Annotated in this window: 20 protein-coding genes and 1 tRNA gene; 13 read left to right on the top strand and 8 right to left on the bottom strand. The window is 66.7% G+C overall.

Annotated features, from left to right (window positions below; translation table 11 throughout):
* Nucleotide 1: 1 nt before the first annotated feature.
* The 12 genes from E8M83_RS09140 to E8M83_RS09090 all read left to right on the top strand — a co-directional run bounded on the left by E8M83_RS09140 (nt 2) and on the right by E8M83_RS09090 (nt 9,285).
* Nucleotides 2-1,105, top strand: a complete 1,104-nt coding sequence (locus E8M83_RS09140; RefSeq protein ID WP_137173055.1) for a type II secretion system F family protein — start codon at nt 2-4, stop codon at nt 1,103-1,105.
* A 140-nt stretch (nt 1,106-1,245) separates the two neighbouring features.
* Nucleotides 1,246-1,812: a type II secretion system protein gene (locus tag E8M83_RS09135; RefSeq protein WP_137173054.1), complete on the top strand. Its 567-nt coding sequence runs from the start codon at nt 1,246-1,248 to the stop codon at nt 1,810-1,812.
* A gap of 21 nt (nt 1,813-1,833) precedes the next feature.
* The gene (locus E8M83_RS09130; RefSeq protein ID WP_137173053.1) at nt 1,834-2,361 is read left to right on the top strand and encodes a GspH/FimT family pseudopilin; all 528 of its coding nucleotides are present in this window, start codon (nt 1,834-1,836) and stop codon (nt 2,359-2,361) included.
* Between the two features lie 14 nt (nt 2,362-2,375).
* Nucleotides 2,376-2,807, top strand: a complete 432-nt coding sequence (locus tag E8M83_RS09125; protein WP_170976749.1) for a prepilin-type N-terminal cleavage/methylation domain-containing protein — start codon at nt 2,376-2,378, stop codon at nt 2,805-2,807.
* Nucleotides 2,804-3,259, top strand: a complete 456-nt coding sequence (locus tag E8M83_RS09120; protein ID WP_137173051.1) for a prepilin-type N-terminal cleavage/methylation domain-containing protein — start codon at nt 2,804-2,806, stop codon at nt 3,257-3,259. The genes E8M83_RS09125 and E8M83_RS09120 overlap by 4 nt, the downstream gene beginning before the upstream one ends.
* On the top strand, nt 3,256-4,152 hold the full coding sequence (locus tag E8M83_RS09115; protein WP_137173050.1) for a DNRLRE domain-containing protein: 897 nt from the start codon (nt 3,256-3,258) through the stop codon (nt 4,150-4,152). Before E8M83_RS09120 ends, E8M83_RS09115 begins: the two co-directional genes overlap by 4 nt.
* Nucleotides 4,153-4,182: 30 nt before the next feature.
* On the top strand, nt 4,183-5,370 hold the full coding sequence (locus E8M83_RS09110; RefSeq protein ID WP_170976748.1) for a diguanylate cyclase: 1,188 nt from the start codon (nt 4,183-4,185) through the stop codon (nt 5,368-5,370).
* Entirely contained in the window at nt 5,367-6,494 is a 1,128-nt protein-coding gene (gene pilM / locus E8M83_RS09105; protein WP_170976747.1) for a pilus assembly protein PilM, read from the top strand. The genes E8M83_RS09110 and pilM overlap by 4 nt, the downstream gene beginning before the upstream one ends.
* Complete coding sequence (locus E8M83_RS09100; protein WP_137173047.1) at nt 6,487-7,131, top strand: PilN domain-containing protein; 645 nt, start codon at nt 6,487-6,489, stop codon at nt 7,129-7,131. Before pilM ends, E8M83_RS09100 begins: the two co-directional genes overlap by 8 nt.
* Entirely contained in the window at nt 7,128-7,664 is a 537-nt protein-coding gene (locus tag E8M83_RS09095) for a GspMb/PilO family protein (protein ID WP_137173046.1), read from the top strand. Before E8M83_RS09100 ends, E8M83_RS09095 begins: the two co-directional genes overlap by 4 nt.
* Nucleotides 7,661-7,975 carry a hypothetical protein gene (locus tag E8M83_RS25915; protein ID WP_170976746.1) on the top strand — a complete coding sequence of 105 codons (315 nt, stop codon included), beginning with the start codon at nt 7,661-7,663 and terminating at the stop codon, nt 7,973-7,975. The genes E8M83_RS09095 and E8M83_RS25915 overlap by 4 nt, the downstream gene beginning before the upstream one ends.
* Nucleotides 7,972-9,285 carry a type II secretion system protein GspD gene (locus E8M83_RS09090; protein WP_170976745.1) on the top strand — a complete coding sequence of 438 codons (1,314 nt, stop codon included), beginning with the start codon at nt 7,972-7,974 and terminating at the stop codon, nt 9,283-9,285. Before E8M83_RS25915 ends, E8M83_RS09090 begins: the two co-directional genes overlap by 4 nt.
* A 92-nt stretch (nt 9,286-9,377) precedes the next feature.
* Here E8M83_RS09090 and E8M83_RS09085 read toward each other — a convergent pair.
* From E8M83_RS09085 to pepN, 3 genes are all read right to left on the bottom strand, one after another.
* Nucleotides 9,378-9,453: transfer RNA gene (locus E8M83_RS09085), tRNA-Thr, on the bottom strand.
* Nucleotides 9,454-9,591: 138 nt separating this feature from the next.
* On the bottom strand, nt 9,592-10,593 hold the full coding sequence (locus E8M83_RS09080) for a class 1 fructose-bisphosphatase (protein ID WP_137173044.1): 1,002 nt from the start codon (nt 10,591-10,593) through the stop codon (nt 9,592-9,594).
* Between the two features lie 141 nt (nt 10,594-10,734).
* A complete protein-coding gene (gene pepN / locus E8M83_RS09075) occupies nt 10,735-13,392 on the bottom strand; it encodes an aminopeptidase N (protein WP_137173043.1) in 2,658 nt (885 codons plus the stop codon).
* 184 nt (nt 13,393-13,576) lie between these two features.
* Between pepN and E8M83_RS09070 the strand changes: the two genes are divergently transcribed.
* Nucleotides 13,577-14,224: a DUF4136 domain-containing protein gene (locus E8M83_RS09070; RefSeq protein WP_137173042.1), complete on the top strand. Its 648-nt coding sequence runs from the start codon at nt 13,577-13,579 to the stop codon at nt 14,222-14,224.
* A gap of 119 nt (nt 14,225-14,343) precedes the next feature.
* On the opposite strand, the gene E8M83_RS09065 is transcribed toward E8M83_RS09070, so the two are convergent.
* The 5 genes from E8M83_RS09065 to E8M83_RS09045 all read right to left on the bottom strand — a co-directional run bounded on the left by E8M83_RS09065 (nt 14,344) and on the right by E8M83_RS09045 (nt 23,608).
* On the bottom strand, nt 14,344-16,770 hold the full coding sequence (locus E8M83_RS09065; RefSeq protein WP_170976744.1) for a TonB-dependent receptor: 2,427 nt from the start codon (nt 16,768-16,770) through the stop codon (nt 14,344-14,346).
* A gap of 67 nt (nt 16,771-16,837) precedes the next feature.
* The gene (locus E8M83_RS09060) at nt 16,838-18,223 is read right to left on the bottom strand and encodes an enolase C-terminal domain-like protein (RefSeq protein WP_137173040.1); all 1,386 of its coding nucleotides are present in this window, start codon (nt 18,221-18,223) and stop codon (nt 16,838-16,840) included.
* 140 nt (nt 18,224-18,363) lie between these two features.
* Nucleotides 18,364-19,419 (bottom strand): LacI family DNA-binding transcriptional regulator, encoded by a 1,056-nt coding sequence (locus E8M83_RS09055; RefSeq protein WP_137173039.1) that lies wholly within the window; start codon nt 19,417-19,419, stop codon nt 18,364-18,366.
* Nucleotides 19,420-19,458: 39 nt separating this feature from the next.
* Nucleotides 19,459-21,690 (bottom strand): glycoside hydrolase family 3 N-terminal domain-containing protein, encoded by a 2,232-nt coding sequence (locus E8M83_RS09050; RefSeq protein ID WP_137173038.1) that lies wholly within the window; start codon nt 21,688-21,690, stop codon nt 19,459-19,461.
* 10 nt (nt 21,691-21,700) lie between these two features.
* Nucleotides 21,701-23,608, bottom strand: a complete 1,908-nt coding sequence (locus E8M83_RS09045) for a glycoside hydrolase family 2 protein (RefSeq protein WP_137173077.1) — start codon at nt 23,606-23,608, stop codon at nt 21,701-21,703.
* Nucleotides 23,609-23,747: the final 139 nt, after the last annotated feature.

Here is a 23,747-nt window from a genome sequence, read left to right as displayed (position 1 = left end):
CATGCCGCTCGAACTCGACGCTTCCACCACCACGCCCCGCCCAGCCATGGCGCGGTCCCTGTTCCGGGCGCGCGCGCCGGGACTGCGCGAACGCGCGCTGTTCACCGAACGCCTGGCCTTGCTGCTCGAGACCGGCGTGCCGCTGCACGCGGCCCTGCAGTCGCTGCTGGAACAGACCGAGCAGGCGCAGCTGCGCGCGATGATCGCCGCGATGTGCGACGACATCCTGGCGGGCGAACGCTTTTCAGTGGCGCTGGCCAGGCATCGGCTCTTTCCCAGCACCTACGTCAACCTGATCGCTGCCAGCGAAGCGGGCGGCTTCATGGCCGAGGTGCTGGTGCAGCTGGTCGAACTGGACGAGAAAGAGGAACGGCTGCGCAGCACACTCGTGTCGGCCCTGTCGTACCCGCTGATCCTGCTGGCGTTCTCGTTCGGCGTGGTGCTGTTCATCCTGGTGTCGGTGTTTCCGAAGTTTGCGGCCATGTTCGCGTCGATCCACGACCAGCTGCCATGGACGACGCGGGGCCTGATGTTTGTCAGCCGGCTGCTTACCGAGCACGGCGCGATCGTCGCCGCCGTGGTCGCGGCCCTGGCCGGCGGCGCATGGATGCTGGTGCGCCGTCCCGATGTGCGCGTCGCGATCGACCGCGCCAAGCTGCGCCTGCCGGTGCTGCGCGAGGTGTTCGCGAAGATCTACCTGGCGCGCCTGCTGCGAGTGATGGGAATCTCGCTCGAGCGCGGCGTGACCATCCTGGCCACGCTGGAATCCTGCCGCGCGGTGGTGCCGAATGCCGACATCCAGCGCTTCATCCGCGATCTCGAGAATGACGTCACCGAAGGCAAGGGCATCGCCGCCGGCTTCCAGCACAGCGGTTTCGTGCCCGTCGCGGTGCGCCAGATGATCGCCACCGGCGAACAGACCGGCACCCTGGGACGCGTCATGAGCCGCATCTCCGATTCCTATGACCGCGAACTCACGCGTCACCTGGCGCGGCTATCGAAGCTGGCCGAGCCGGTGATGCTGCTGGTGATGGGCATCCTGGTCGGGACGATCGTCAGTTCGCTGATCCTGCCGATATTTAAATTATCACGAAGTGTGCATTGAGGCGTTAACGAAAAACCACACATTCCCACACGATTGAAAAATTGATGACGTACGGCAACCCCTACATGTTACCCTTTTGAATTAATAATTTCTATAAGTAAAGTTGACAATTCGACTTTATCAACCGGGCGGAAAAACACATGACCACTTCCTTCAAACGCGCCGCAGCGGCCGGCTTTACCCTCATCGAATTGCTGATCGTCGTGATCATCCTGGCGATCATCTCGGCCATCGCGATTCCGCAATTCTCGGCGGCGACGTCGGATGCACAAAGCTCGGCACTCGACGCCAATCTTGCCACTATCCGCAATTCGATCGAACAGTATCGTGCACAGCATACCGGCTACGTTTATCCAGGAGCTACTGCGTCAGAGGGAGCCACTGACGATTGCGAAGGCGAACCCGGCACTGGAACCGCCACGACGCCGGAACAGTCGTTGAAAGATCAGCTCCAGTATCCTTCGAATGCGGCGGGTCAAACGTGCACCGTGGCTAACGAGAAGTTCCGCTATGGCCCATATTTGCGCAAAGGCATCCCGGCTGAACCATTCAGCAGCTCCGACGAGATCGCTGTGACCGCCGATGCAACCATCACCTTGGATGAAGGCAAGGAAGCGGTGGGTTGGGCTTACAGCACCAAAACCGGTCAATTCCTCATCAATAACAGTGGCAACGACGCCAACGGCAACCCGTTCTCGAAACGCTAAGTAGAACTGGCAAGTAGTGTGATGTCACGCGTGGCCTCGGGCTACACGCTGCTCGAACTATTAATGGTCGTCGTCGTTCTGTCGATCGCGGCAGTTGTCGCTATTCCCTCGTCCGCGCCGATGATGGAAGTCCAGGCTGAGACGGCCACCGGAGAAGTCGCCCTCGCACTACGCTTGGCCCGCGACGACGCCCGGCGCAGTGGGCAACAGCGGCTGGTCAGCTGTGATCCGGGCGCGGGCACCGTCACTGTCCGCGCCGTCAGTACCGAAAAGGACACCACATCGCCGTCGGGCCAACCGATCTACGTAGTGGCGCTCGACTCCGAACCCGCCGGATCCACCATGACCCTCGTAAGCTGCAGCTTTACATTCGACGACAACGGTACCGCCGCGACGGTCGTATTCGACGCCAGCGGCGATCCAGTGCGCGGTATCGGCAAGGGTCCCGTGCGCGACAAGGCGTTGCGCGCCGGAGCGATCGTACTCGGCGCCGGCCATGTTCGGCGCAACGTCAACCTCGGCGCCACCGGCCGCATCACCCAATCCTGACCATGCCAGTATCGATGTCCATCCGTCCATGGCGCACCAGGTGCGCCGGCCTGACGCTGCTCGAAGCGCTGCTCGCGCTGGTGCTGCTGGCCGTCTGCCTGGCGCCGGCGCTCGACGCGCTGCGCAACGCCGTCGCGCAGGCGCCGGTTTCCGATGCGGCCGCGCGCGACCTCGACTGCGTCAGCTCCCGGATGGAGATCGTGCTCGCCGAACCCTACCAGCGCTTGCTGGCCAGGGCCGGCAACTGGGCCACGCCGTCGGGCTATTCGGCCGCTGCGGGCGACGGCTGCCCGGCCGTCGCAGTCTACGTGGCGCGCTACGGTATTGAAAAAAGCGGCGCGATCGGCCCCGGCGGCGACAGCGACCACCTGCTGTACGTCGGCGCCGAACTGGCCGATCCGACCGCCGGCAGTCGCTTTACCCTGGCCACCCTGGTGACCCGATGAACACGCGCGCCGAAGGATACACGCTGGTCGAGCTGCTGCTGGCCCTGGCCATCGCCGCCATCATCCTGCTGCCGCTGGCGGACATGCTGCGCACCAGCGCCGACAGCGCGCGCCTGGTGCGGTCCCGTATCGACCTGGGCGCCGAGGCCACCTTCGCCCTCGACAGGATCGCCGCCAAGGCGACCGCCGCGACGGGTACGGCGGCCGCATCGGAAGAGTGGCTCAAGCTGCTGGGTTTCGCAGCGTGCAAGGACACGCGCGAACTGCTGGAAGGCGCCGGGTGCGGCCAGCCAGATCGCAACGCCATCGTGGCCGCCAACGTCGACCGGGTCGACCTCAGCGCGCCCGATACTCCCACCCCGACGCTGCGCATCGCGCTAACCCTGAGCCACCCCGACGTTGCCGAGCCGATCACGCGCGCGCGCACGGTGCGCGTCGGAGCCAATCCATGACGCGGCGGCGCCAGCATGGCGCGGTGCTGCTGATGGTGGCGATCGTACTGGCGACCGTGGCCGCGTTGGCGGTGGGCGTCAATCGGCTGGCGAGCACTGAGTCGCGCGCGGCCCAGGGCGACTACGAAAGCCGCGCGGCAGTCTATCTTGCCGATGCGGGCATGGCGGCGGCCCGGTGGAAAAACCAGGTCGCCGGCTGCACCAGCGACAGGATCGCCCCCACGGCTCTCGGCGCCGGCACCTTTACCGCCGAGGTGCCGGCAGTGAAAGGCACGGTCAAGAAGATCGACATCGCCGCCAGCGGCGTGGTCAACGGCGTCACGCTGCGCACCCTGGAGCGCAAGCAAGTCACGCTGCACGACCTGAGCAAGGCTGAGACGGTGAAGCTGACCGAGAAGGCCCGCGACATCACGATCGACCGCGCCGACGACGACACCGACGATGACGACAAACAGTTGTGGCTGGAATTCGACAGCGCGCACGCCCTGCTGTACTGGGCGATGGGCGATATCAAGAAGGACGCGCTGGTGCTGTCCGCCACCCTTGCCCTCACGCCCGACGGCTCGAATGGCGCCGGTGCCGTCGTGGCAGTGCAGCGCCTGATGACGCCCTGGGAAGACGACGCCAGCTGGAAGCGACCGCACGACGACGACGCCCGCTGGGACGGAGGCAACTACCTTGCGCAGCCCGCGGCCACGACCACCGTCGCCGGCGCCACCATCGCCCGATGGGATGTCACGGAACTGGTCAACGGCTGGTTCGGCGGCCAGTTTCCCAACCACGGCATGCTGCTGCGTCTCACCAATCCCGGCCCGAGCGTTCGCTTCCACAGCCTCGACGCCTCGTCCAGCCGGCACCCGGTGCTGCAGGTGCTGAGCGCCCGACGATGCTGATCGGATGACACCATGGAGCAGACCACACCCGTGACCCAGCTTTCCGTCGCCTCGACTGCGACGCCGCCGCCACGCTTCGCGGATACCTTCGCCGCCCTCTGGTCGTCGACCAGGTTCAGTGCGCCGGAGCTGGCCGACTATGCCACCGGGCACATCGAACGCGCAACCCGCCAGGGCGTCAGCCTGCTGGCGCTGGCGGCCCTGCTGTTCCTGGTGCAGACCGCGGCCTTCGCCTCCTGGTTCGACCTCGGGCCGGGCTACAGCTACACCTATATCCTGCTGGCCGCGCTGGCGCTGCATGTGTTCTGGTCGGCGCGCCAGGTGCGCGACGTCCAGGCGCTCAACCTGCTCGCCATGCTGCTGCTGATCGTCTGCGCCTCGGCGCTGGTGCTGCTGGCGCGCCGCTCGGGCACGCTGCACGTGGTGGTGATGCTGAGCGTGGCGATACTGCTGATGCTGATCCCGCTGATGCCCTGGGGCCTGCGCGAAGCCTCGCTCACCTGCGCGGCCATCTACCTCATGTTCACTTCGCTGACCTTCTTCACGCGCCTGGAATTCGGCGATGTGGAACTATGGACGCTGCAGCTGGCGATGCTCACCTCGACGCTGCTGTCGCTGGTCCTGGTCGGGCGCGCCCTGCGCGTGCGCAAGAACGACCTGGCGCTGCGCTTCAGGCTCGAGCGCACCGGCGCGGCCATGGCCACGCTGGCCGAGCGTGACCACCTGACGGGTGCCTGGAACCGGCGCTTCCTGGAGCGCGAATTCGCGCGCGTGGTGGGGCTGCACGCGCGGCTCGGCGCGCCGGCCTGCTTCGGGCTGCTCGACATCGATCAATTCAAGCCCCTGAACGATACCTACGGCCATCGCCAGGGCGACAGCGTCCTGCAAGCCGTCGCCGCCGCCTTTGAAGAGCGGCTCGATGGCGAGCTGGAATGCCTGGTGCGTCTTGGCGGCGACGAGTTCGCCTTCATCCTGGCCGGCGGCGGCGAGCCCCGCGCGCGCCTGGCGGCAACGCTGGCCGCGGCGGCGGGGCTTGCCACGCACAGCGGCGAGCGCGAGATCCCGGCGCCGTCCTTCAGCGCCGGCCTGGTGGCGCTCGACCTGGCATGCACGCTCGACGCGGCCTACGCCCAGGCCGACGCGCTGCTGTACCAGGCCAAGCGCGCCGGCGGCGCCGCGATCCGCTGCGGCAGCATGGCGCAAGGCGCGACGCCATGAACCTGCGGCACTGGATCGCACGGCTGGGCCGGCGCCTGGGCTCCGGGGCGGCAGCGGCGCGCCCGATCGGCGCCGATTTCGCCGCCACCAGGCTGAACCTGGTGCAGGCCGAACGGCGCGGCGACTGCTGGCAGCTACGGGCCGCGACCTCGCGCGCGTATCCGATGCCGCGCGAAGCCTTGCTGGCCAACCCCAGGGAGCTGCTGCGCTTCGTCAACGCCGCGCTGGCGCAGGCGCCGTTCGAGGGCCGCCGCGTGGTGTCGGCGCTGTCCCCGGCCGACGTGCGGATCCTGCCGCTCACGGTGCAGGTGGCGCAGGGACAGACCGAAGCGCAGGCGGTGGCGCGCGCCGCAGCCGAGCAGCTGGGCGAGCGCGCTGCGCAGCATGTGGTCGACTACTACCAGGTGCGCGGCGCCGACCAGGAAAGCGGCGAACGCCAGGTCTTGCTGGCCGCAGCCCCGAAAACGCACGTGCTGGCCTTCCTGGCGATGCTCGAGCGCGCACGCCTGACGCCCGTGGCGCTCGATATCGGCCCCGCCGCGATCGGCCGCCTGCTGGCTGTATTGCACGGCAGCGACGTCGGCCAGTCGGTCGCGCTGCTTAACTTCGGCACCAGAAAGAGTTACCTGACCGTGATCTGGGGCCGCCGCCTGATGCTGGACCGCGAGATCGCTTTCGGCGAAGACATGCTTGCGCGCGCCGTGGCCGACGCGCTCGACCTGCCGCACGATACCGCGGCCAGCCTGTTGCAAGAACACGGCATCGGCGCGCGCGAGGCGGTGCCGGATACCGGTCCGCACGGCGAGCTGCGGCGCGCCATCCGCGCCATCCTGCATCCAGCCTGCCAGGCGCTGGCCGACGAGCTGGCGCATACCCAGATATACGTCGCCTCGCGCACGCGCGGCAGCTCGATCAGCCGCCTCTACCTGAACGGGAGTCTCGCGCGCTATCCCGATATCGGCGCGCGCATGGCCGAACTGATCGACGTGCCGGTGCACCTGCTCGATCCCTATGAGGCCTTCCCGGCCACGGCCCCGGCCCCGGCCGACTTGCAGCGCGCCGAGCACGCAACCGCGATCGCGCTGGCAACCGGTCTCGCGCTGAGGGAGGACGCGCATGGCTGACATCGACATGATCCCGCGCAGCTATCGCGACGGTGTGCGCCTGCGCCGCACCGCCCGCCGTACCGCCTGCGCGCTGGCGGCGGTGGCGATCGCCACCGCCGCAGGACATGCGGCGCTGCGCTGGAGCAGCGCCGCCATGGAACGCCAGGCCTCGCTGTTGCGCAGCGCCGCCAGCGCGGCGCAATCGGACCAGCAGCGCGCCGCCGCGCAGCGCGACGCGCTGCTGCGCGAACGGCAGCGCGCGGCCCTGCTGGACGTGGTGCGGCGCGAAGGCGAGCTGGCCGCGTTCGCCCAGGCCATCGACCGCGCCCTGCCCACGGATACCTGGCTGACCGCGATCGCGCTGCGGCGTTCCACGCGGGCGGCGCCAGCCGGCGCGGCGTTGCCCGCGGGCGCCGGCCCGCAGGACACGTATGCGACCGGCAATGCGCACGGCGATACCCTGCTGCTCGAGAGCCACGTGGAGCTGAGCGGCCAGGCTGGCAGCTACGAAGGCATGACCGATTTTCTCGCCAATCTCGGCCGCGTTCCCGGCCTGGCGAACGTCCAGCTGCAGGCCAGCGGCGCCAATGCCGAAGCCAGCGCGATCGACTTCCGCGCAACCCTCTGGCTCACTCGGCGCGGGGAGGCCGAATGAGGCCCGGCATCGGCGAAGCCCTGGCCGCGCTGCCGGCGCGCCAGTTGAATTTGGTGGCGATCGGCGCGATCGGCATCGCGCTGGCGCTGGCCTGGAGCGTTGGCCTGCGCGCTCCGCTGGCGGCCCACGCGCAGCAGCGCAAGGCGCTGGCCACGCTCGAAGCGCGCAGCGCCGCGGCCAGCGCGCATGCATTGCCGGCGCCGGCGCCTGCGGCTACGGCATCCGCCGCGCCGCTGGTGGCGCCGGCGCCGCTGGCGCTGATCGCCGCCGTCAGCCGCAGCGCGACCCGTGCCGGCGTGACCGTGTCGTCCGCGGCGCAGGGCGCCCAGCAACAGGTCGCCGGACTGCGCCTGCACACCCTCGACATCGCGGCCGGCGGCAGCTATGCGGCGATCCTGGCCTGGCTGGCCGACATCGAGGCCAGCCAGCCGACCGTCGGCATCGTCCAGCTGTCGCTGGCGCCCGCCGCTGCCGGCGAGCAGCGCAGGATTTCGCTGCAACTGGCCATCTACGACACCCAGGAACAACCATGACCTACTGGCTCCCGCCGTTCATCGCACTGATGCTGGCCTTCCCCGCCGGCGCCGAGCCGCTGCGCGACCCGTTCCAGCGCCCCGCCGCGAGCCGACCGGCTGCGCCGGGCGACACGCCCGACAAGCCGCCGCGCCTGCGCGCGCTGGTGCTGGGCGGCGCGCGTTCGCTGGCCAATATCGATGGCCAGGTGCTCGCCGTCGGCGAACGGTTTTCCGGCTACACCGTGCTGCGCATCGATGCGCGCGGCGCGCTGCTGGCCCGCGCCGGCAGCGAGATGCTGCTGAACATGCAAGACAAGGATTCCCGATGAAACCGCGCCATCTGCTGTGCGCCCTGCTCGCGCTGCCGTCGTTCGTCCATGCCCAAAACACGCCGGTGCCCGCCGCTCCCGTCGCGCCGGCGGCCATTCCGGCCACCATGTCGTATACCTTCCGCGACACCCCGGTCAGCGAACTGTTCAACATGATTGCGCGCAGCGCACGCGTCAATATCATGCTCGGACGGGGCGTCGGCGGGAACGTCTCGATCAACCTGTACGACCTGACGGTGCGTGAAGCCATCGAGGCGATCGCACAGGCCGGCGGTTTCAGCGTGAGCGAACGCGCGGGCGGCTTCCTGATCGAAGACTCGCGCGCCGCGCCGGCCGAGGGGCCGGACGCGCTCGAGGTGAAGGCCTTGAAGGTGCGCTACGCCGATGTGACCAAGGTCGGGGCGATCCTGGCCCGCCATGTCGGCCCGATGGGTGCGGTCACGGTGCTCGACGAGACCCGGACCGTGGTGCTCGAGTCGAACGCGGCGGGCCTGCAACGCGCGGCCGCCGTCCTGCGCGAGATCGACCGCGCGCCGCAACAGATCCTGATCGAAGCGAAGATCCTCGAGATCACGCTGGACCAGGCCGAGAATTTCGGCGTCGACTGGTCGCGCGTCTTCAGCGAGGGACCGGACGTGTTCGGGGCCACCGGTTTCGCCACCCGCGCCGGCCCGCGCTTTTACCTGAACCTCGTCAACAAGAACATCGAGGCCTACCTGAGCGCGCTGAGCAACAAGGGACGGGTGCATACGCTGGCGACGCCGCGCCTGCTGGCGCTCGAGGACCAGGAAGCGACGACCAATGTGGGCGACCAGCTCGGCTACCGGTTGACGACGACGATCAACAACGTCACGTCCGAATCGATCCAGTTCCTCGACACCGGCGTGATACTGCGCGTGACGCCCTCGGTCGACGCCGATGGCCGCATCATGCTCAAGGTGCGGCCGGAAGTCAGCTCCGGCACGGTGTCGGCGGGCATCCCGTCGAAGAAGACCACCGAGGTCAATACCCAGCTGGTGGCCAACGACGGGCAGCCGGTGCTGATCGGGGGCCTGATCAAGCGCAGCGCGACCTACCGCCGGCTGGGAGTGCCGCTGCTGTCGGACATCCCCCTCATCGGCGGCATCTTCTCGAGCACCGAGGACGGCGGATCGGCGACCGAGACCATCGTGGTCATCACGCCGCGCATCGTGCCGGCTGGCGGCGTGGCGATCGATGGCGTGACCGAACGCACGCTGGAGCAGGCCGAGCACGCGATGCGCACGCGCAACGAGGCGTTGGACCGCAAGCTGCACACCATCGCGCCATGAGCCGGTGGGCAGGCGGAAGGCATGCCCTATCGTGCCCGGCCAAAGAAAAAGGGCTACAAGCGCGAGCCTGTAACCCTTTATCCTGCAAATCTTGGTGCCGCTGACCGGAATCGAACTGGTGACCTTCGCATTACGAATGCGCTGCTCTACCGACTGAGCTACAGCGGCGAAACCTGTGCTTCGCCTTTCCTTTCGGCGCACGACAATGAAGCCGCCGTGACGAAAGAACCATATTCTAGCAAACAATGCGGCAAACTTGCTAGTGTGTATTGCAGGCGTGCCGCATCCCGGGCTAAAACGGCGCAATCATTCCTGGTGATAGCCCGTCACGACCTCGACTTCTTCCTTCGAGCCCAGGAACACCGGCACGCGCTGGTGCAGCTTGGTCGGCGGGATGTCGAGGATGCGGCCCTTGCCGTCGGTGGCGGCGCCGCCGGCCTGCTCGACGATCATCGCCATCGGATTGGCTTCGTACATCAGGCGCAGCTTGCCCGGTGACGCGGGATCGCGCAGGTCGGCCGGATACATGAACACGCCGCCGCGGTTCAGGATGCGGTGCACGTCGGCCACCATCGAGGCGATCCAGCGCATATTGAAATCCTTGCCGCGCGGGCCCGTTTCGCCGGCCAAGAGCTCGTCGACATAGCGCTGCACCGGCGGATGCCAGTGGCGTTTATTGGACATATTGATGGCGAATTCGCGGGTTGTGACCGGGATCTGCATATCGCTCTGTGTCAGCACCCACGATCCCATCTCGCGGTCCAGCGTGAAGCAGTGCACGCCGTTGCCGGTGGTGAGCACCAGCATCGTCTGCGGGCCGTAGACCGCATAGCCGGCCGCCACCTGGGTGCTGCCGGCCTGCAAAAAGTCTTGTTCGGTCGGCTGGTTCATGCCTTCCGGCGCCTTGAGCACCGAGAAGATGGTGCCGATCGAGACGTTGACGTCGATGTTCGACGAGCCGTCCAGCGGATCGAACAGCAGCAGGAATTCGCCCATCGGGTAGCGGCTCGGGATCTGGCGGATGGTCTCCATCTCTTCGGACGCCATCGCCGCCAGGTGGCCGCCCCACTCGTTCGCCTCGAGCAGGATCTCGTTCGAGATCACGTCCAGCTTCTTCTGGACTTCGCCCTGGATGTTCTCGGTCTCGGCGCTGCCCAGCACCTCGCCCAGCGCCCCCTTGCTGACCGAATAGCTGATGCGCTTGCAGGCGCGGGCGACGACCTCGATCAGCAGGCGCAGCTCGGCGTTGATGGTCTGGTGCAGGCGCTGCTCTTCCACCAGGTATTGCGTCAAACTTACGCGTTTCATGACTTCCTCAGGTTTGGTTTGAATTCTTGTAGGGTCGGCGGCTATGCCGCCGACGCGGTGATTGTTTTCGGTGCCGTTCTCGGGCTCGATGATCTTGCGGCCAACTAACGACGCGTCGGCGGCACGGCCGCCAACCCTACCTCAATTTGCCAGCGCTTTCGTGACCACTTCGCGCACATCGTTCGACAGCTTGCCCTGCCCCGCCACCTGCTGCAGCGCGGCCTGCATCTGCGCCTGCAGCGCCGGCGCGTAACGGCGCCAGCGGTCCATGGCGCGCGCCAGGCGGCTGGCGACCTGCGGGTTGAGCGCGTCGAGCGCGATCACCTGCTCGGCCCAGAAGGCATAGCCGCTGCCGTTCGGCGCGTGGAACTGCACCGGATTGTTCATGCAGAACACGGCCACCAGGCTGCGCGCCCGGTTCGGGTTGCGCAAGGTGAAGGCCGGATGGCGCATCAGCGCGCGCACCGCCGCCACGTCGGTGGTCGGCGCCATGGCCTGCATCGAGAACCACTTGTCCACCACCAGGGCTTCGTCCTGGAACTCCTGGTAGAACGCGTCCAGCGCACCGGCGGCTTCTGGCACCCGCGAAGCGATCAGGGCGCCCAGCGCGGCGGCGCGGTCGGTCATATTGTCGGCATGGTCGAACTGGCGCTGGGCCAGGGCCACGCTGTCGTCGCCAGGGGCCGCATTCAGGTAAGACAGCGCCAGGTTCTTGAGCGCGCGCTTGCCGGCGGAGAGTGCATCCGGGCTGTACGCGCCCGGGGTCAGGTTGGCCTCGTACTGCGCCAGCAGCTCGCCGCGCAGGCGCGCGCCGATGTCGGCGCGCACGAACTGGCGCGCGATGTGCACGGCCAGCGGGTCGACGCCGTCGATCTGCTCGGCGATCATGCCCTCGGATGGCAGCAGCAGGGCCTGTTCGCGGAAGGCCGGATCGAGACTGTCGTCGACCAGGACCTTGCGCATCGCCTCGATGAAGGTGTCGTCCAGGTTCAGGCTGGTGCTGGTATTGCCCTTGGCGGCGGCCTCGCCGGCCAGCTTGAGCAGGCGGTTCATGGCCAGGCGCTGGCCCGCTTCCCAGCGGTTCACCGGGTCGCTGTCGTGGCTGAACAGGTGCAGCAGGTCGGCATCGGTATAGCTGCCCTGCAGGACTACCGGCGCCGAGAAGCCGCGCAGCACCGAGGCCACCGGCTGCTCGCGCACGTCGGTGAAGACAAAGGTCTGCTCGGCCTGGGTCAGCTCGAGCACCGCCGTGTTGCCGCGGTCGACGCCGCCCTCCACCAGGCGCATATCGTTGCCCGCGCCGTCCAGCAGGCCGACCGCCACCGGGATGTGGAAGGGCAGCTTGTCGGCCTGGCCCGGGGTCGGCGGGCAGGACTGGAACAGCTTGAGGGTATAGGTGTGGGCGGTCTCGTCCCAGCGGCCCTCGAAGCGCAGCACCGGCGTGCCGGCCTGGCTGTACCAGCGCTCGAACTGGGTCAGGTCGCGCCCATTGGCGTCGGCCATCGCGCGGCGGAAGTCGTCGCACTCGACCGCCTGCTCGTCGTGGCGCTCGAAATACAGGTCCATGCCCTTGCGGAAGCCATCGACGCCGAACAGGGTCTGGTACATGCGCACCACCTCGGCGCCCTTCTCGTACACCGTCACCGTATAAAAATTATTGATCTCCACGAAGGAGTCGGGACGCACCGGGTGCGCCATCGGGCCGGCGTCCTCGGGGAACTGGTGCTGGCGCAGGGTGCGCACCTGGTCGATGCGGGTCACGGCGCGGCCGGTATCGGTACCGATCATGTCGGCCGTGAATTCCTGGTCGCGGAACACCGTCAGGCCTTCCTTGAGCGACAGCTGGAACCAGTCGCGGCAGGTCACGCGGTTGCCGGTCCAGTTGTGGAAGTATTCGTGCGCCACCACCGCCTCGATGCCCTGGAAGTCGACGTCGGTCGCCACCCGCGGGTTGGCCAGCACGAACTTGGTGTTGAAGATGTTCAGGCCCTTGTTCTCCATCGCGCCCATGTTGAAGTCGCTGGTGGCGACAATCATGAAGCGGTCCAGGTCGAGCTCGAGGCCGTATTTCTCTTCATCCCAGCGGATGCTGTGCTTGAGCGACTGCATCGCGTAGTCGGTCTTGTCCAGGTTGCCCTCTTCGACCCACACCTGCAGCAGCGCATCGCGCCCGTCCGCCAGGCGGAAGGTCTCTTCCTGGCACACCAGGCGCGCCGCGACCAGCGCGAACAGGTAGGACGGCTTCTTGAACGGGTCTTCCCACAGCGCATAATGGCGGCCGTCTTCGAGCTCGCCTTGCTGGATGAGGTTACCGTTGGACAGCAGCACCGGGAAGCGGGCCTTGTCGGCGCGCAGCATCACGGTGTACTTGGCCATCACGTCCGGGCGGTCCGGGAAATACGTGATGCGGCGGAAGCCCTCGGCCTCGCACTGGGTGAAAAAGTTGCCGTTTGACACATACAAGCCGCTGAGCGTCGTGTTCTGCTCGGGCACGCAGACCGATTCGATCTCGAGCACGACGTCGTCGGGCGCCGTGTGGATCGTCAGCAGGTTGTTGGCCAACGTGTAGTCGGCAGCGGCCAGGGCCCTGCCATTCAGGCGCAGCGCCACCAGTTCGATCTCTTCGCCATGCAATTCGATGGCCCGCCCGCTCGCCGCCGGATTGCGGCGCAGGGTCAGGCGGTTGGCCACCACGGTTCGCGCGGGATCCAGGTCGAAGCCGAGCTCGACAGTATCCACAAGGTAACTCGGCGGGGTATAGTCTTTCCGGTAGATGGTCTGGGGCGTATCGGTGCGCATAGGAAGGGTCCGCAAACACAGTGGAGAAGTGCTTATTTTACCAACAAGCTTTTCCGGTGTTTCGTCCGATTCCATGTATCGCAATGTGTGCACGGTAACTGGGTGTAAATCCTGGTTTATTGATGCCGAACAAGAGGTAAGCTAGATCATCGGGGTAATTCCGCACAATTTTTGGAGATTCGGTATGAAACGCCTCATCATGGTCGCCGCCGGCACGGCGCTTGCGCTGCTCCTGGGCGGTTGCGCGACCACCATCCGCAGCGATGTCACCACCTTCCACCAATGGCCGGCCCAGATGGAAGACAAGAGTTATGTATTCGAGGTGCCGTCGCCGCAGGACGACACGCTGGAATGGCGCAGCTACCAGGAACTGGTGCGCGGCCAGCTGGCGCGCCAGGGCTTCCGCGACGCCGACGGCGCCACGCCGGCGTTGACGGTCTCGATGCGCTTCACCACCACCGACCTGCCGGTGCGGGTGCTCGAGCCGATCATGACGCCGTATTTCTATCCGAGCGCGCGCTTCGGCTACGGCTACCGCGGCTTCAACCGCCGCTACTGGGGCGGCTGGTACAGCCCGTTCTACGATCCGTTCTGGGGTCCTTATCCTGCCTACCAGACCTCGATCGAGCACCATTACCGGCGCGAGCTGCAGGTCTCGATCAAGGCGGCGCGCGACGGCAAGCGCCTGTTCGACGTCACGGTGCACAACACCAGCCGCAATATGTCGACGCCCGAGATCATGCCGGCCCTGGTGCACAGCGCCTTCGAAGGCTTCCCGGGCCCGTCGGGTGTGGCGCGCCGGGTCGAGGTCAAGCAGGAGCCCAAGGGCTGACCGACCCCGTGCGCTTGTCATGAAGCCGGGCCTTGCCCGGCTTTTTTGCGCCTGGAAGAAAAAAGGCCCGCCACGCGGTGCGCGACGGGCCAACGAGAGACAAGCGGTAAGGCCGGCGGCTAGAAGTTCATGTCCAGCTTGACGGCGATGTTGCGGAAGGCGTTGCGCTGCGGCGACCAGGTGGTGGTGGTCACCTGGGCCAGCGGATTCGGCGCAAACGCATTGAAGTTCCCCAGCTGGACCGAGCGGTTGCTCATGTAGCGCTTGTCCAGCAGGTTGTTGACGCGCACGCTGAACGTGTATTTGCCGGTCCGGTCACGCAGGCCGAAGCCGGCGTGCAGGTAGGTAGTCGGCTGCACATAGTTGATCGGGTTCTGGTCCAGGTTCGTCACCATGTCGCTGGCGTGAGCGATGGTACCGGTCACAAAGCCATCGAAGCTGCGGCTCGGCATCCGGACGTCGTAGCGGAAGTTGACGGTGGCCTTGCGGCGCGGCGCGAACGGCATGCGCCCGCCGCTGACGTCCTGCGTGTTCTGGTTGCCGAACTCGGGATTGCGCAGGATGCAGCTTTCATTGAAGCCGCCGTTCGGGCTGCCCGGCACCTGGTAGCACTGGGCATTGCGGAACTCCGTTATCGACGCATCGGTATAGGCGAAAGCCGCGTTCACCAGCAGGTTGCCGGTCACCAGGGCGTTCACGTCCAGCTCCACGCCCTTGGTCTCGACGCCCGGCAGGCTGTTCAGGCGGGTCTGGTAGATCAGCGTATCCGGGATATAGCTGCCCGAGTTCTGCTGGTAATCCTCGAACTTGGAGCTGAAGGCGGTGGCCGCCACCGTCAGGCGGTTGCCCAGGAAGCTGCCCTTCATGCCGACCTCGAAGCTCTCGGCGGTTTCGGGCTTGACCGGCTGCTGGCTTGCAGTGAGCGCGTTCAGGCTGCTCGTGATGTCATAGGCATGGCCCTTGTAGCCGGTCGAGCCGGACACATAGCCCATCAGGTTGGGCGTGAACTGGCGCTGCAGGCTCAGTTTGCCCGTCACGTGCTCGTCATTGTTGCCCAGGCTCGAGAACACATGGGTCGGCCTGAACGGGCTGCCGAACGGCAGCGCCGACGGGTTGCCGCTGCCATTGAAGCGATAGCCCGATTCCTGCTCGTTGTAGCGCAGGCCGGCGGTGAGCGTGGTGCGCGGGATGAATTCCCAGCTGGCCTGGCCGAACACCGCCTTGTTGATGTTATAGGTGTCGCCATAGAACTCGGTCGGGCTGGTCGCGATCAGGCCGTACTCGCCGCGCTTGAAGTAGCGCGCCAGTTCGTTCTTGCCGTACCAGACGCCGGCCACGTAGCGCAGCGCGCCGCTGTCGCTCGAGGTGTAGCGCAGTTCCTGGGTGCGCGAGATGACGTCGAAGCGGCCGTGCTGCGACGAGCCGCTGTTGATCCCGGCCGGCAGGCCGGTGCCGGTCACCGGGTAGTACAGCATCACCGGCAGGTCGGTGAAGTCCTGGTCGCGCGAATCGTTGGCGTGGTAGCGGTCCATCGAGGTGATCGAGGTCAGCGTGCCGCCGTTCGGCAATTCCCAGTTGACGCGCAGGCCGGCGCCGCGGGTGGTCGACTCCTGGCCGGTAAAGGTGTCGTTGCGGATGTTGATATTGTCCTTGTTCGGCGAGATCCCATCCAGCGCCAGGCCGATCGGCATGGCCGGGATGTTGTTCAGCAGGCCGTTCTGGGTGTTGGTGCCGGTAACGCCGTTGATCACCACCACGCAGCAATCGGTCAGCGTGTGGTTGTAGCGCGGCGAGAAGTCGACGCTGACGTTGTCGAGCGGACGCCAGGTCAGCTTGCCCAGGAAGGTCTTGCCGCGCGCGCCATTGGTCCACTTGCCGGTGGTGAGATTGTGGACGTTGCCGGCGAAATCGTTCTGGCTGGCGGCGATGCGAAAGCCGAATTTCTCCGAGACGTCGCCGCCGATCGAGGCCGACAGCCGCCATTCACGGTCGTCCGACATCAGCACGCTGGCGCGGGTACGCACCGGGCCCGAGATCGGCTTGGTGACGATGTTGATGGCGCCGGCGATCGCCGACTTGCCGAACAGCGTGCTTTGCGGGCCCTTGAGGATCTCGATGCGCGAGACGTCGGTCAGGTCGCGGAAAGCCTGCACCTGCATGCCGATCGGGATGTCGTCGACGATCACGGCGACGTCGGATTCGACGCCGATGCCGATCGACTGGGTGCCGATGCCGCGCATGTTCAGGCCCGTGTTGGCCGGGTTGTCGGACTGAGTCTTGCTCAGCGATGGCGACAGCTCGATGATGTCGTCCAGGTCGCGCACATTATTGCGCTGCAGGAGCTCTTCGCTGATCACGGAAATCGACTGCGGCACGTTCTCGAGCCGCTCGACGCGCTTGTTGGCGGTGACCACCACCTGTTCGAGCGCCGGGGCGGCGCCTTGGGCAGGCTGCGGGGCTTCCTGGGCCTGGGCCGCCATGCTGAGCATGGCGCCCGCCACGGCAAGCGCCATGGGACACAACACGATACGGTGTTTCGCTGGCATTTTCATCTCCTGATATTATGTTTTTGTACTGCCTTGAATGCCTGATGCGCCGCCGGTCTATGCCGGTCTAACGCACCATGCACGGTTTCTTGCTGTCGAACCTCCAGTTCGGAATGAGGTATTGCATGCCGACGGCGTCGTCGCGCCCGCCCAGGCCCATCTGCAGGTAGCGCTGGTGGGCCGCCTCCACGGCCTCGATGTCCAGCTCCACGCCCAGGCCCGGCGCGGTCGGCACCGCGACCATGCCGCCCTCGATGCGCAGCGGATTGCGGGTCAGGTGCTGGCCGTCCTGCCAGATCCAGTGGGTGTCGATGGCGGTGATCTCGCCCGGCGCCGCCGCCGCCACGTGGGTGAACATGGCCAGCGAGACGTCGAAGTGGTTGTTCGAATGCGAGCCCCAGGTCAGGCCCCAGGCCTGGCACATCTGGGCCACGCGCACGGTGTCCTGCATGGTCCAGAAATGCGGGTCGGCCAGCGGAATGTCGACCGCCTGCAGTTGCACCGCATGCACCAGCTGGCGCCAGTCGGTCGCGATCATATTGGTGGCGGTGCGCAGGCCGGTGGCGCGGCGGAACTCGGCCATCGTCTCGCGGCCCGAATAGCCGTCTTGCGGCCCGCACGGGTCTTCGGCATAGGCCAGCACGTCGCCCATGTCGCGGCACAGCCGGATGGCGTCGCCCAGCAGCCAGCCGCCGTTCGGGTCGAGCGTGATGCGCGCCTGCGGGAAGGCTTCCTTCAGGGCGCGCGCGGCCTCGATCTCGTCTTCGCCGCGCAGCACGCCGCCCTTGAGCTTGAAGTTGCGGAAACCATAGCGCTGCTGGGCGGCGCGCGCCTGGGCCACGATGGCGTCGGCATCCATGGCCGCCTGGTGGCGCAGGCGCAGCCAGTCGTCGGCGCCTTCCGGCTCGCCCGATGGACTGGCGTACGGCAGGTCGGTGAGCTCGCGGTCGCCCACGTAGAACAGGTAGCCCAGCATCTCGACCTGGTCGCGCTGGCGGCCCTCGCCCAGCAGGTCGGCCACCGGCAGCCCCATGAACTTGCCGAGCAGGTCGAGCATCGCGCATTCGACGCCAGCCACGGCGTGGATCATCACGCGCAGGTCGAAAGTCTGCTGGCCGCGGCCACCGGCGTCGCGACCGGCGAACACCTTGCGCATCGTGCGCAGCACGCCCTTGAAGGCGCCGATCGGCTGGCCGATGACCAGGGTGCGCGCTTCTTCCAGGGTCTGGCGGATGCTCTCGCCGCCGGGGACTTCGCCGACGCCCTGGTTGCCGCTGCTGTCGGTCAGGATCACGAGGTTGCGGGTAAACCAGGGAGCGTGGGCGCCGCTCAGGTTGAGCAGCATGCTGTCGCGGCCTGCGACCGGCACCACGCGCATGGCGGTGACGTGGGGAGTGCCGCCCGTCGCCGGTGGCGAGATCGAGGTAGGTGCGTCGGATGAGTTCGTTGTCATGTATTTCCTGGGTCGTGATACCGGTACCAAATTGAAATCAATGATACCGGTATCTTTTTGCGGCTGTCAACGATTTATGACGCGCTTGTGGAATAACAACGGGGATGGGTCCCGCCGCGTGGATGCGGCGGGCCGGACGGTCAGGTGCTGCCGCGCTCGACGATGATGAAACCGACGTCGCGCACCAGTTCCTCGACCGGCTTGCCTTCGGCGCGGTCGATGATCAGCTGGGCGGCGGTGGTACCGATGGCGGTGCCGTCGATGCGCACCGTGGTCAGGGGAGGAAGCAGGTCGCGCGAGAAGGCCTGGTCGCCCAGGCCGACCACGGCCAGTTGCCGGGGCACCTCGATGCCCAGCGCCAGCGCCTCGAGCAGCACGCCCTGGGCCATCATGTCCGAACTGCAGAAAACGGCGTCGATGGCGGGATCGTGCGCCAGCAGCTCGCGCAAGCCGGTGCGGCCGCTGCCGAGCGTGGTCGGGGCCGGCACGATGCAGGTCGGCACCGCCGCGCGGTCCATGCCCAGCTCGGGCCGCAGCGCCAGCACGGCGTCGGCGAACTGCCGGTTGCGGCGCACCGCCCGCTCGTCGTTGGCGCTGATGGTCGCGATCTTGCGGCGGCCGCGCCTCACCAGGTATTCGGCCACCGCCTTGCCGATCTTTTCGTGCGAGAAGCCGACCAGCATGTCGATCGGGCTGTCGGTCAGGTCCCAGGTCTCGACCACCGGGATGCCGCTGGCCAGCAGACGGCGCCGGCCCTGCTCCGAGCGCATGATCCCGGTCAGCACCACGCCATCGGGACGGCGACCGATGATGGCCTCGAGCAGCGCATCCTCGCGCGAGTTCTCGTAGCCGGCCTGGCCCAGCATCAGCTGGTAGCCGCGCGCCGCCAGCGCATCGGTCAGCGCCTGCACCATCTCGAGGAACACCGAGCCGCTGATGGTCGGCACCACGGCCGCCACCATGCGGCTCTTCTTGGAGGCCAGGCCGCCGGCCAGCAGGTTCGGCACGTAGCCGATCTGGTCGACCACCTCGCGCACGCGCTGCAGGATGTCGGGCGAGACCGAATCGGGATTGTTCAGCGCGCGCGAGACGCTCATCGGCGCGACGCCGGCCAGGCGCGCGACGTCGCGTACCGTGGGCGTGGCGCCCTTGCGGCTCTTGCGGGGTGCGGGGTCCTTCGATACGGGTTTTTCCATGACCGCGATTCTAGCACCGCGGTCATGGTTGCGGTAACATCAGTCCGACAGCGTGAGCTTTCCGCGCAGTCGGATCGCATCCGAGGCCGTGCCCACCATCAGCTCGAACTCGCCCGGCTCGGCCACCCATTTCAGGCGGCTGTCGTGGAAGGCCAGCGTGTCGCGGTCGATCTCGAAGCGCACCGTGCGCCGCTCGCCCGGTTCCAGCTTTAGCTTCTGGAAACCCTTCAGTTCCATCAGCGGCCGCACCACCGAGGCCACCGGGTCACGGATATACAGTTGCGCCACCTCTTCGCCGGCACGCTTGCCCGTATTGGCCAGCGTGAACGACACCGTCACCTTGTCGCCCTGCCGCATCGACGGCCGGCTGACGGCCAGGTCGCTGTAGGCGAAGCTGGTATAGCTCAGGCCATGGCCGAAGGCATAACGCGGCGTGTTCGGCGAATCGATGTACGCCGAGCGGTAGACGATGTTCGCCTCATTGAGCACCGGCCGTCCCGTGCGGTACTGCTGGTAGGAGATCGGGATCTGGCCCACGCTGCGCGGGAAGGTCATCGGCAGCTTGCCCGACGGGTTGTAGGCGCCGAACAGCACGTCGGCCACCGCATTGCCGCCCTGGGCGCCGGGGAACCAGGCGTACAGGATCGCCGCCGCCTTCGCGGCGACGTTCTCGAACACCAGCGGGCGACCGGCCATCATCACCACGACCACCGGTTTGCCGGTGGCGGCCAGGGCGTCGAACAGCGCCGCCTGGCGCCCGGGCAGGCCGATATCGACCCGCGACTTGGCCTCGCCGCTCATGTCCCACGATTCGCCGATCACCAGCAGCACGGCTTCGGCATCCTTGGCCGCCGCCACCGCGGCGTCGAATCCGCCCGTGTCGACGCAGGCCACGTCGCAGCCCCTGGCGACGGTCAGCCTGGTTTGCGGCGACAGCTGGGCGCGGATCCCCTCGACCAGGCTCACCACGCGGCTTTCGTCGGACGCGACGATCCAGCCGCCTTCCAGGTCGCGCTTGGCCTCGGCCAGCGGTCCGATCACCGCCAGCGACTTCAGGCCGGTGGCGAACGGCAGCGCCCCATTGTCGTTCTTGAGCAGCACCAGCGACTTGCGGGCGACGTCGCGTGCGATGCGTGCGTGTCCAGGATCGTTGATGACCGCTTTCTCGCGCGCCGCATCCGAGTAGCGGTAGGGATCGTCGAACAGCCCGAGCTCGAACTTCTTGGTCAGCACGCGGCGTACGGCGTCGTCCAGCACCGATTGCTTCACCTTGCCGGTCCTGACCCGCTCGGCCAGGTGGCGGGTGAAGGCATAGCCCTCCATATCCATGTCGCTGCCGGCATTGATGGCCTGCTCGGCCGCCTGCGCCAGGTCGGCCGCATAGCCATGCTCGACCAGCTCCTTGACCGAGGCCCAGTCGCTGACGACGAAGCCGGGATACTGCCACTGCCCTTTCAATATGTCGCGCTGCAGATAGCTGCTGGCGGTGGCCGGCACGCCGTTGAGCGTATTGAACGAGTTCATGAAGGTGGCCACGCCGGCGTCGACTGCCGCCTTGAACGGCGGCAGGTAGACTTCGTGCAGCTGCTGCTCGCTCATGTCGGCCGCATTGTAGTCGCGGCCGGCGATGGCGGCACCATAGCCGGCGAAGTGCTTGGCGGTGGCCATGATGCGGTCCAGCGCGCCGAGCTTCTCGCCCTGGAAGCCCTTGATGCGGGCGACCGCGATGCGCGAACCCAGGTAGGTATCCTCGCCGGCGCCCTCCATCACCCTGCCCCAGCGCGGATCGCGGCCGATGTCGACCATCGGCGCGAAGGTCCAGTGGATGCCGCTGGCGGCGGCTTCCTTCGCGGCGATATACGCCGACTGCTCGATCGCTTCCAGGTCCCAGGACGCCGATTCTCCCAGCGGCACCGGGAACACGGTCTTGTAGCCGTGGATGACGTCAAGGCTGAACAGCAGCGGGATTTTCAGGCGCGACTGCAGCGCCAGCGCCTGGATCTCGCGCGTCTCGGCCACGCCTTTCACGTTCAGCATCGAGCCGACCTTGCCGGCGCGGATGTCGGCCAGCTTGTCGCTGAATTTCTCGCTGCCCGGCCCCGTCATCTGGCGGCCCGACAGCTGGTGCAGCTGGCCGACCTTTTCCTCGAGCGTCATGCGCTTCATGAGCGCGTCGACTTGTTGCTGGATCTGGCGGTCGTTCGCCGATGCGCCGGTCGCGCAGGCCAGCAGCGCAGCCGCTGCCAGCAGGGTCTTGGTCATTCTCGTCATGCCCGGCCCCTTATTGGTACTTCTTCTGCATCTGGTCGTAGAACTCCTTCAAGGTATGGAAGGCTTTCTTCTTCTGGCCGGTGTCCGAGATCAGGCCCTTGCGGTTCCAGAAATCCTGGAAGTACGGGTGCTGGCGGCGCGGCGAGCGGAAGTCGGCCAGGATCCAGGGCGTCATGCCGCGCAGGCCGGGGATGGCGGTGAGCATCTTGAACTGGTTCTTGTACAGCTGGTCCTGGTATTCCTCGCTCCAGCGGGTGTCGGCATCGGCGTGGTAGCCGCCCAGCGCATCGGCGCCGAATTCGCTGATCACCACCGGCTTGTCGTACTTGATCTTGAAGCGGAAGGTCAGCATCTCCTTGTTGTTGCTCCAGTACCAGCCGGCGTACTCGTTGAAGGCGGCCAGGTCGAGCTTGTCGGCCAGCGGATCCTCGACCATGACTTCCTTGCCCTCGCGGTGCACCTCGAGCGCCGCCGCCACCAGGCGGGTGTCGTCCAGGCCGCGCACGGTGTCGGCCAGCTTGCCCATGAAGGCATTGCGCGATTCACCCACCGGGGTCTCGTTGCCGATCGACCAGATGACGACGCTGGCGCGGTTCTTGTCGCGCACCACCATATCGGTCAGCTGCTGGTGGGCGTTGCGGAAGGTGTCGGGGTTGGTCCACGAGATGGTCCAGTACACCGGCACCTCGGCCCACACCAGCAGGCCCATCTCGTCGGCCAGGCGCGACATCTGTTCGCTGTGCGGGTAGTGCGCCAGGCGCACGTAGTTCGAATTGAGCTCCTTGGCCCACTGCAGCATCATGCGCATATCGGCCTCGCCGCGCAGGCGGCCCTGGACCAGCGGATTCTCGTCATGCAGCGAGATCCCGCGCAGGAAGATCGACTTCCCGTTCAGCAGGATGTCCTTGCCGCGCGTTTCGATGGTGCGAAAGCCCACCTTGTCCTTCACGGTATCCTGCGCGGCGGCGATCTCGACGCCGTACAGTTTCGGGTCTTCCGGCGACCAGTAGCGCAGCTTGTCCACTGGGATCTTGAAGTCGGCGCGGCCATTGGCGTCGGTCCTGACCGTGGTCTTGATGCCGGCCTCGGGGATGTTCACGCTGACGCTTTGCTGCGGCTGGGCGCCGGCCAGCTGCACGAAGCCCTCGATGCGTTTCAGGTCGCCCTTGGCCAGCTGCACCTTGTAGTCGGCGATATAGGTGGCCGGAACTTCGGCCAGCAGCACGTCGCGCGTGATGCCGCCGTAGTTCCACCAGTCGGTGTTCACGGTCGGGATCTCGTCCTGGTGGCGCATATTGTCGACCTTGACCACGACGAAGTTGCGGCCCTTGTTCAGCTTGCCGCTGACGTCGAACTGGAAGGGCGTGAAGCCGCCCTTGTGCGTGCCCAGCTTCTTGCCGTTCAGGTAGACGTGGGCCTGGTAGTTGACGGCGCCGAAGTAGAGGAAGTAATGCTTGCCTTCCCTGGGCTCGGCGTTGAACACCTGCCGCATCCACACCGTGCCCTCATACAACGACAGCTTCTCGACCTGCGAATTCCAGTCGCCCGGCACCTTGAGCGTCGGCGACAGCTCGAAGTTGTACTCGACCACATGGTCCTTGTTACGTGCCTGGAGGTCTTCGTAGAAGCCGCCCTTGCCGGTCGGCGAGGCATCGAAGGGCTCGTGACGGTAGTCGTAATAGCCCATCTCGTAGGGGTCGATGATGTAGTTCCAGCGGCCGTTCAGGCTCAGGTGCTGGCGGTTGTAGATGTTCTGCAGCAGCGGCGCAGTGCCGGTGGCGACCGGCTTGCCCGCGGCCGGCGCGGCGGCCGCGGCGGCCGCGGGGGCGGTAGATTGGGCCTGTGCCGATGCAGGCAGCTGCCACGCCAGGGCGAGCGCACACAAGGCTCCCCCCAGTGCTTTACCGAAAAGCTTCATTGTCATCTCCTCCGTTGACCGGCGACTCCGTGGATTGTTTGGTACCGGTATCATATTGAACGGTCATCGTAGCGGGACATTTTTGCTGTGTCAACAAAATACGTGGCAATCAGGCGACGTGGAAAGGATTCCGTCGCCG

The organism is Massilia sp. HP4 (assembly GCF_005222695.1).
Taxonomy (GTDB): Bacteria; Pseudomonadota; Gammaproteobacteria; order Burkholderiales; family Burkholderiaceae_D; genus Telluria.
Note: the sequence above shows the minus strand (reverse complement) of the source record. Positions and strands in the feature narration are given on the sequence as shown.

What these genes read in the sequence shown, in the direction of transcription:
- E8M83_RS09140 (WP_137173055.1), top strand. Translation starts at nt 2, where the DNA reads ATGCCGCTCGAACTCGACGCTTCCACCACCACGCCCCGCCCAGCCATG.
- pilM (WP_170976747.1), top strand. Translation starts at nt 5,367, where the DNA reads ATGAACCTGCGGCACTGGATCGCACGGCTGGGCCGGCGCCTGGGCTCC.
- E8M83_RS09070 (WP_137173042.1), top strand. Translation starts at nt 13,577, where the DNA reads ATGAAACGCCTCATCATGGTCGCCGCCGGCACGGCGCTTGCGCTGCTC.
- E8M83_RS09095 (WP_137173046.1), top strand. Translation starts at nt 7,128, where the DNA reads ATGAGGCCCGGCATCGGCGAAGCCCTGGCCGCGCTGCCGGCGCGCCAG.
- E8M83_RS09120 (WP_137173051.1), top strand. Translation starts at nt 2,804, where the DNA reads ATGAACACGCGCGCCGAAGGATACACGCTGGTCGAGCTGCTGCTGGCC.
- E8M83_RS09045 (WP_137173077.1), bottom strand. Translation starts at nt 23,608, where the DNA reads ATGAAGCTTTTCGGTAAAGCACTGGGGGGAGCCTTGTGTGCGCTCGCC.
- E8M83_RS09125 (WP_170976749.1), top strand. Translation starts at nt 2,376, where the DNA reads ATGTCCATCCGTCCATGGCGCACCAGGTGCGCCGGCCTGACGCTGCTC.
- E8M83_RS09050 (WP_137173038.1), bottom strand. Translation starts at nt 21,690, where the DNA reads ATGACGAGAATGACCAAGACCCTGCTGGCAGCGGCTGCGCTGCTGGCC.
- E8M83_RS09100 (WP_137173047.1), top strand. Translation starts at nt 6,487, where the DNA reads ATGGCTGACATCGACATGATCCCGCGCAGCTATCGCGACGGTGTGCGC.
- E8M83_RS09065 (WP_170976744.1), bottom strand. Translation starts at nt 16,770, where the DNA reads ATGCCAGCGAAACACCGTATCGTGTTGTGTCCCATGGCGCTTGCCGTG.
- E8M83_RS09115 (WP_137173050.1), top strand. Translation starts at nt 3,256, where the DNA reads ATGACGCGGCGGCGCCAGCATGGCGCGGTGCTGCTGATGGTGGCGATC.
- E8M83_RS09130 (WP_137173053.1), top strand. Translation starts at nt 1,834, where the DNA reads ATGTCACGCGTGGCCTCGGGCTACACGCTGCTCGAACTATTAATGGTC.
- E8M83_RS09090 (WP_170976745.1), top strand. Translation starts at nt 7,972, where the DNA reads ATGAAACCGCGCCATCTGCTGTGCGCCCTGCTCGCGCTGCCGTCGTTC.
- pepN (WP_137173043.1), bottom strand. Translation starts at nt 13,392, where the DNA reads ATGCGCACCGATACGCCCCAGACCATCTACCGGAAAGACTATACCCCG.
- E8M83_RS09080 (WP_137173044.1), bottom strand. Translation starts at nt 10,593, where the DNA reads ATGAAACGCGTAAGTTTGACGCAATACCTGGTGGAAGAGCAGCGCCTG.
- E8M83_RS09135 (WP_137173054.1), top strand. Translation starts at nt 1,246, where the DNA reads ATGACCACTTCCTTCAAACGCGCCGCAGCGGCCGGCTTTACCCTCATC.
- E8M83_RS09060 (WP_137173040.1), bottom strand. Translation starts at nt 18,223, where the DNA reads ATGACAACGAACTCATCCGACGCACCTACCTCGATCTCGCCACCGGCG.
- E8M83_RS09055 (WP_137173039.1), bottom strand. Translation starts at nt 19,419, where the DNA reads ATGGAAAAACCCGTATCGAAGGACCCCGCACCCCGCAAGAGCCGCAAG.
- E8M83_RS25915 (WP_170976746.1), top strand. Translation starts at nt 7,661, where the DNA reads ATGACCTACTGGCTCCCGCCGTTCATCGCACTGATGCTGGCCTTCCCC.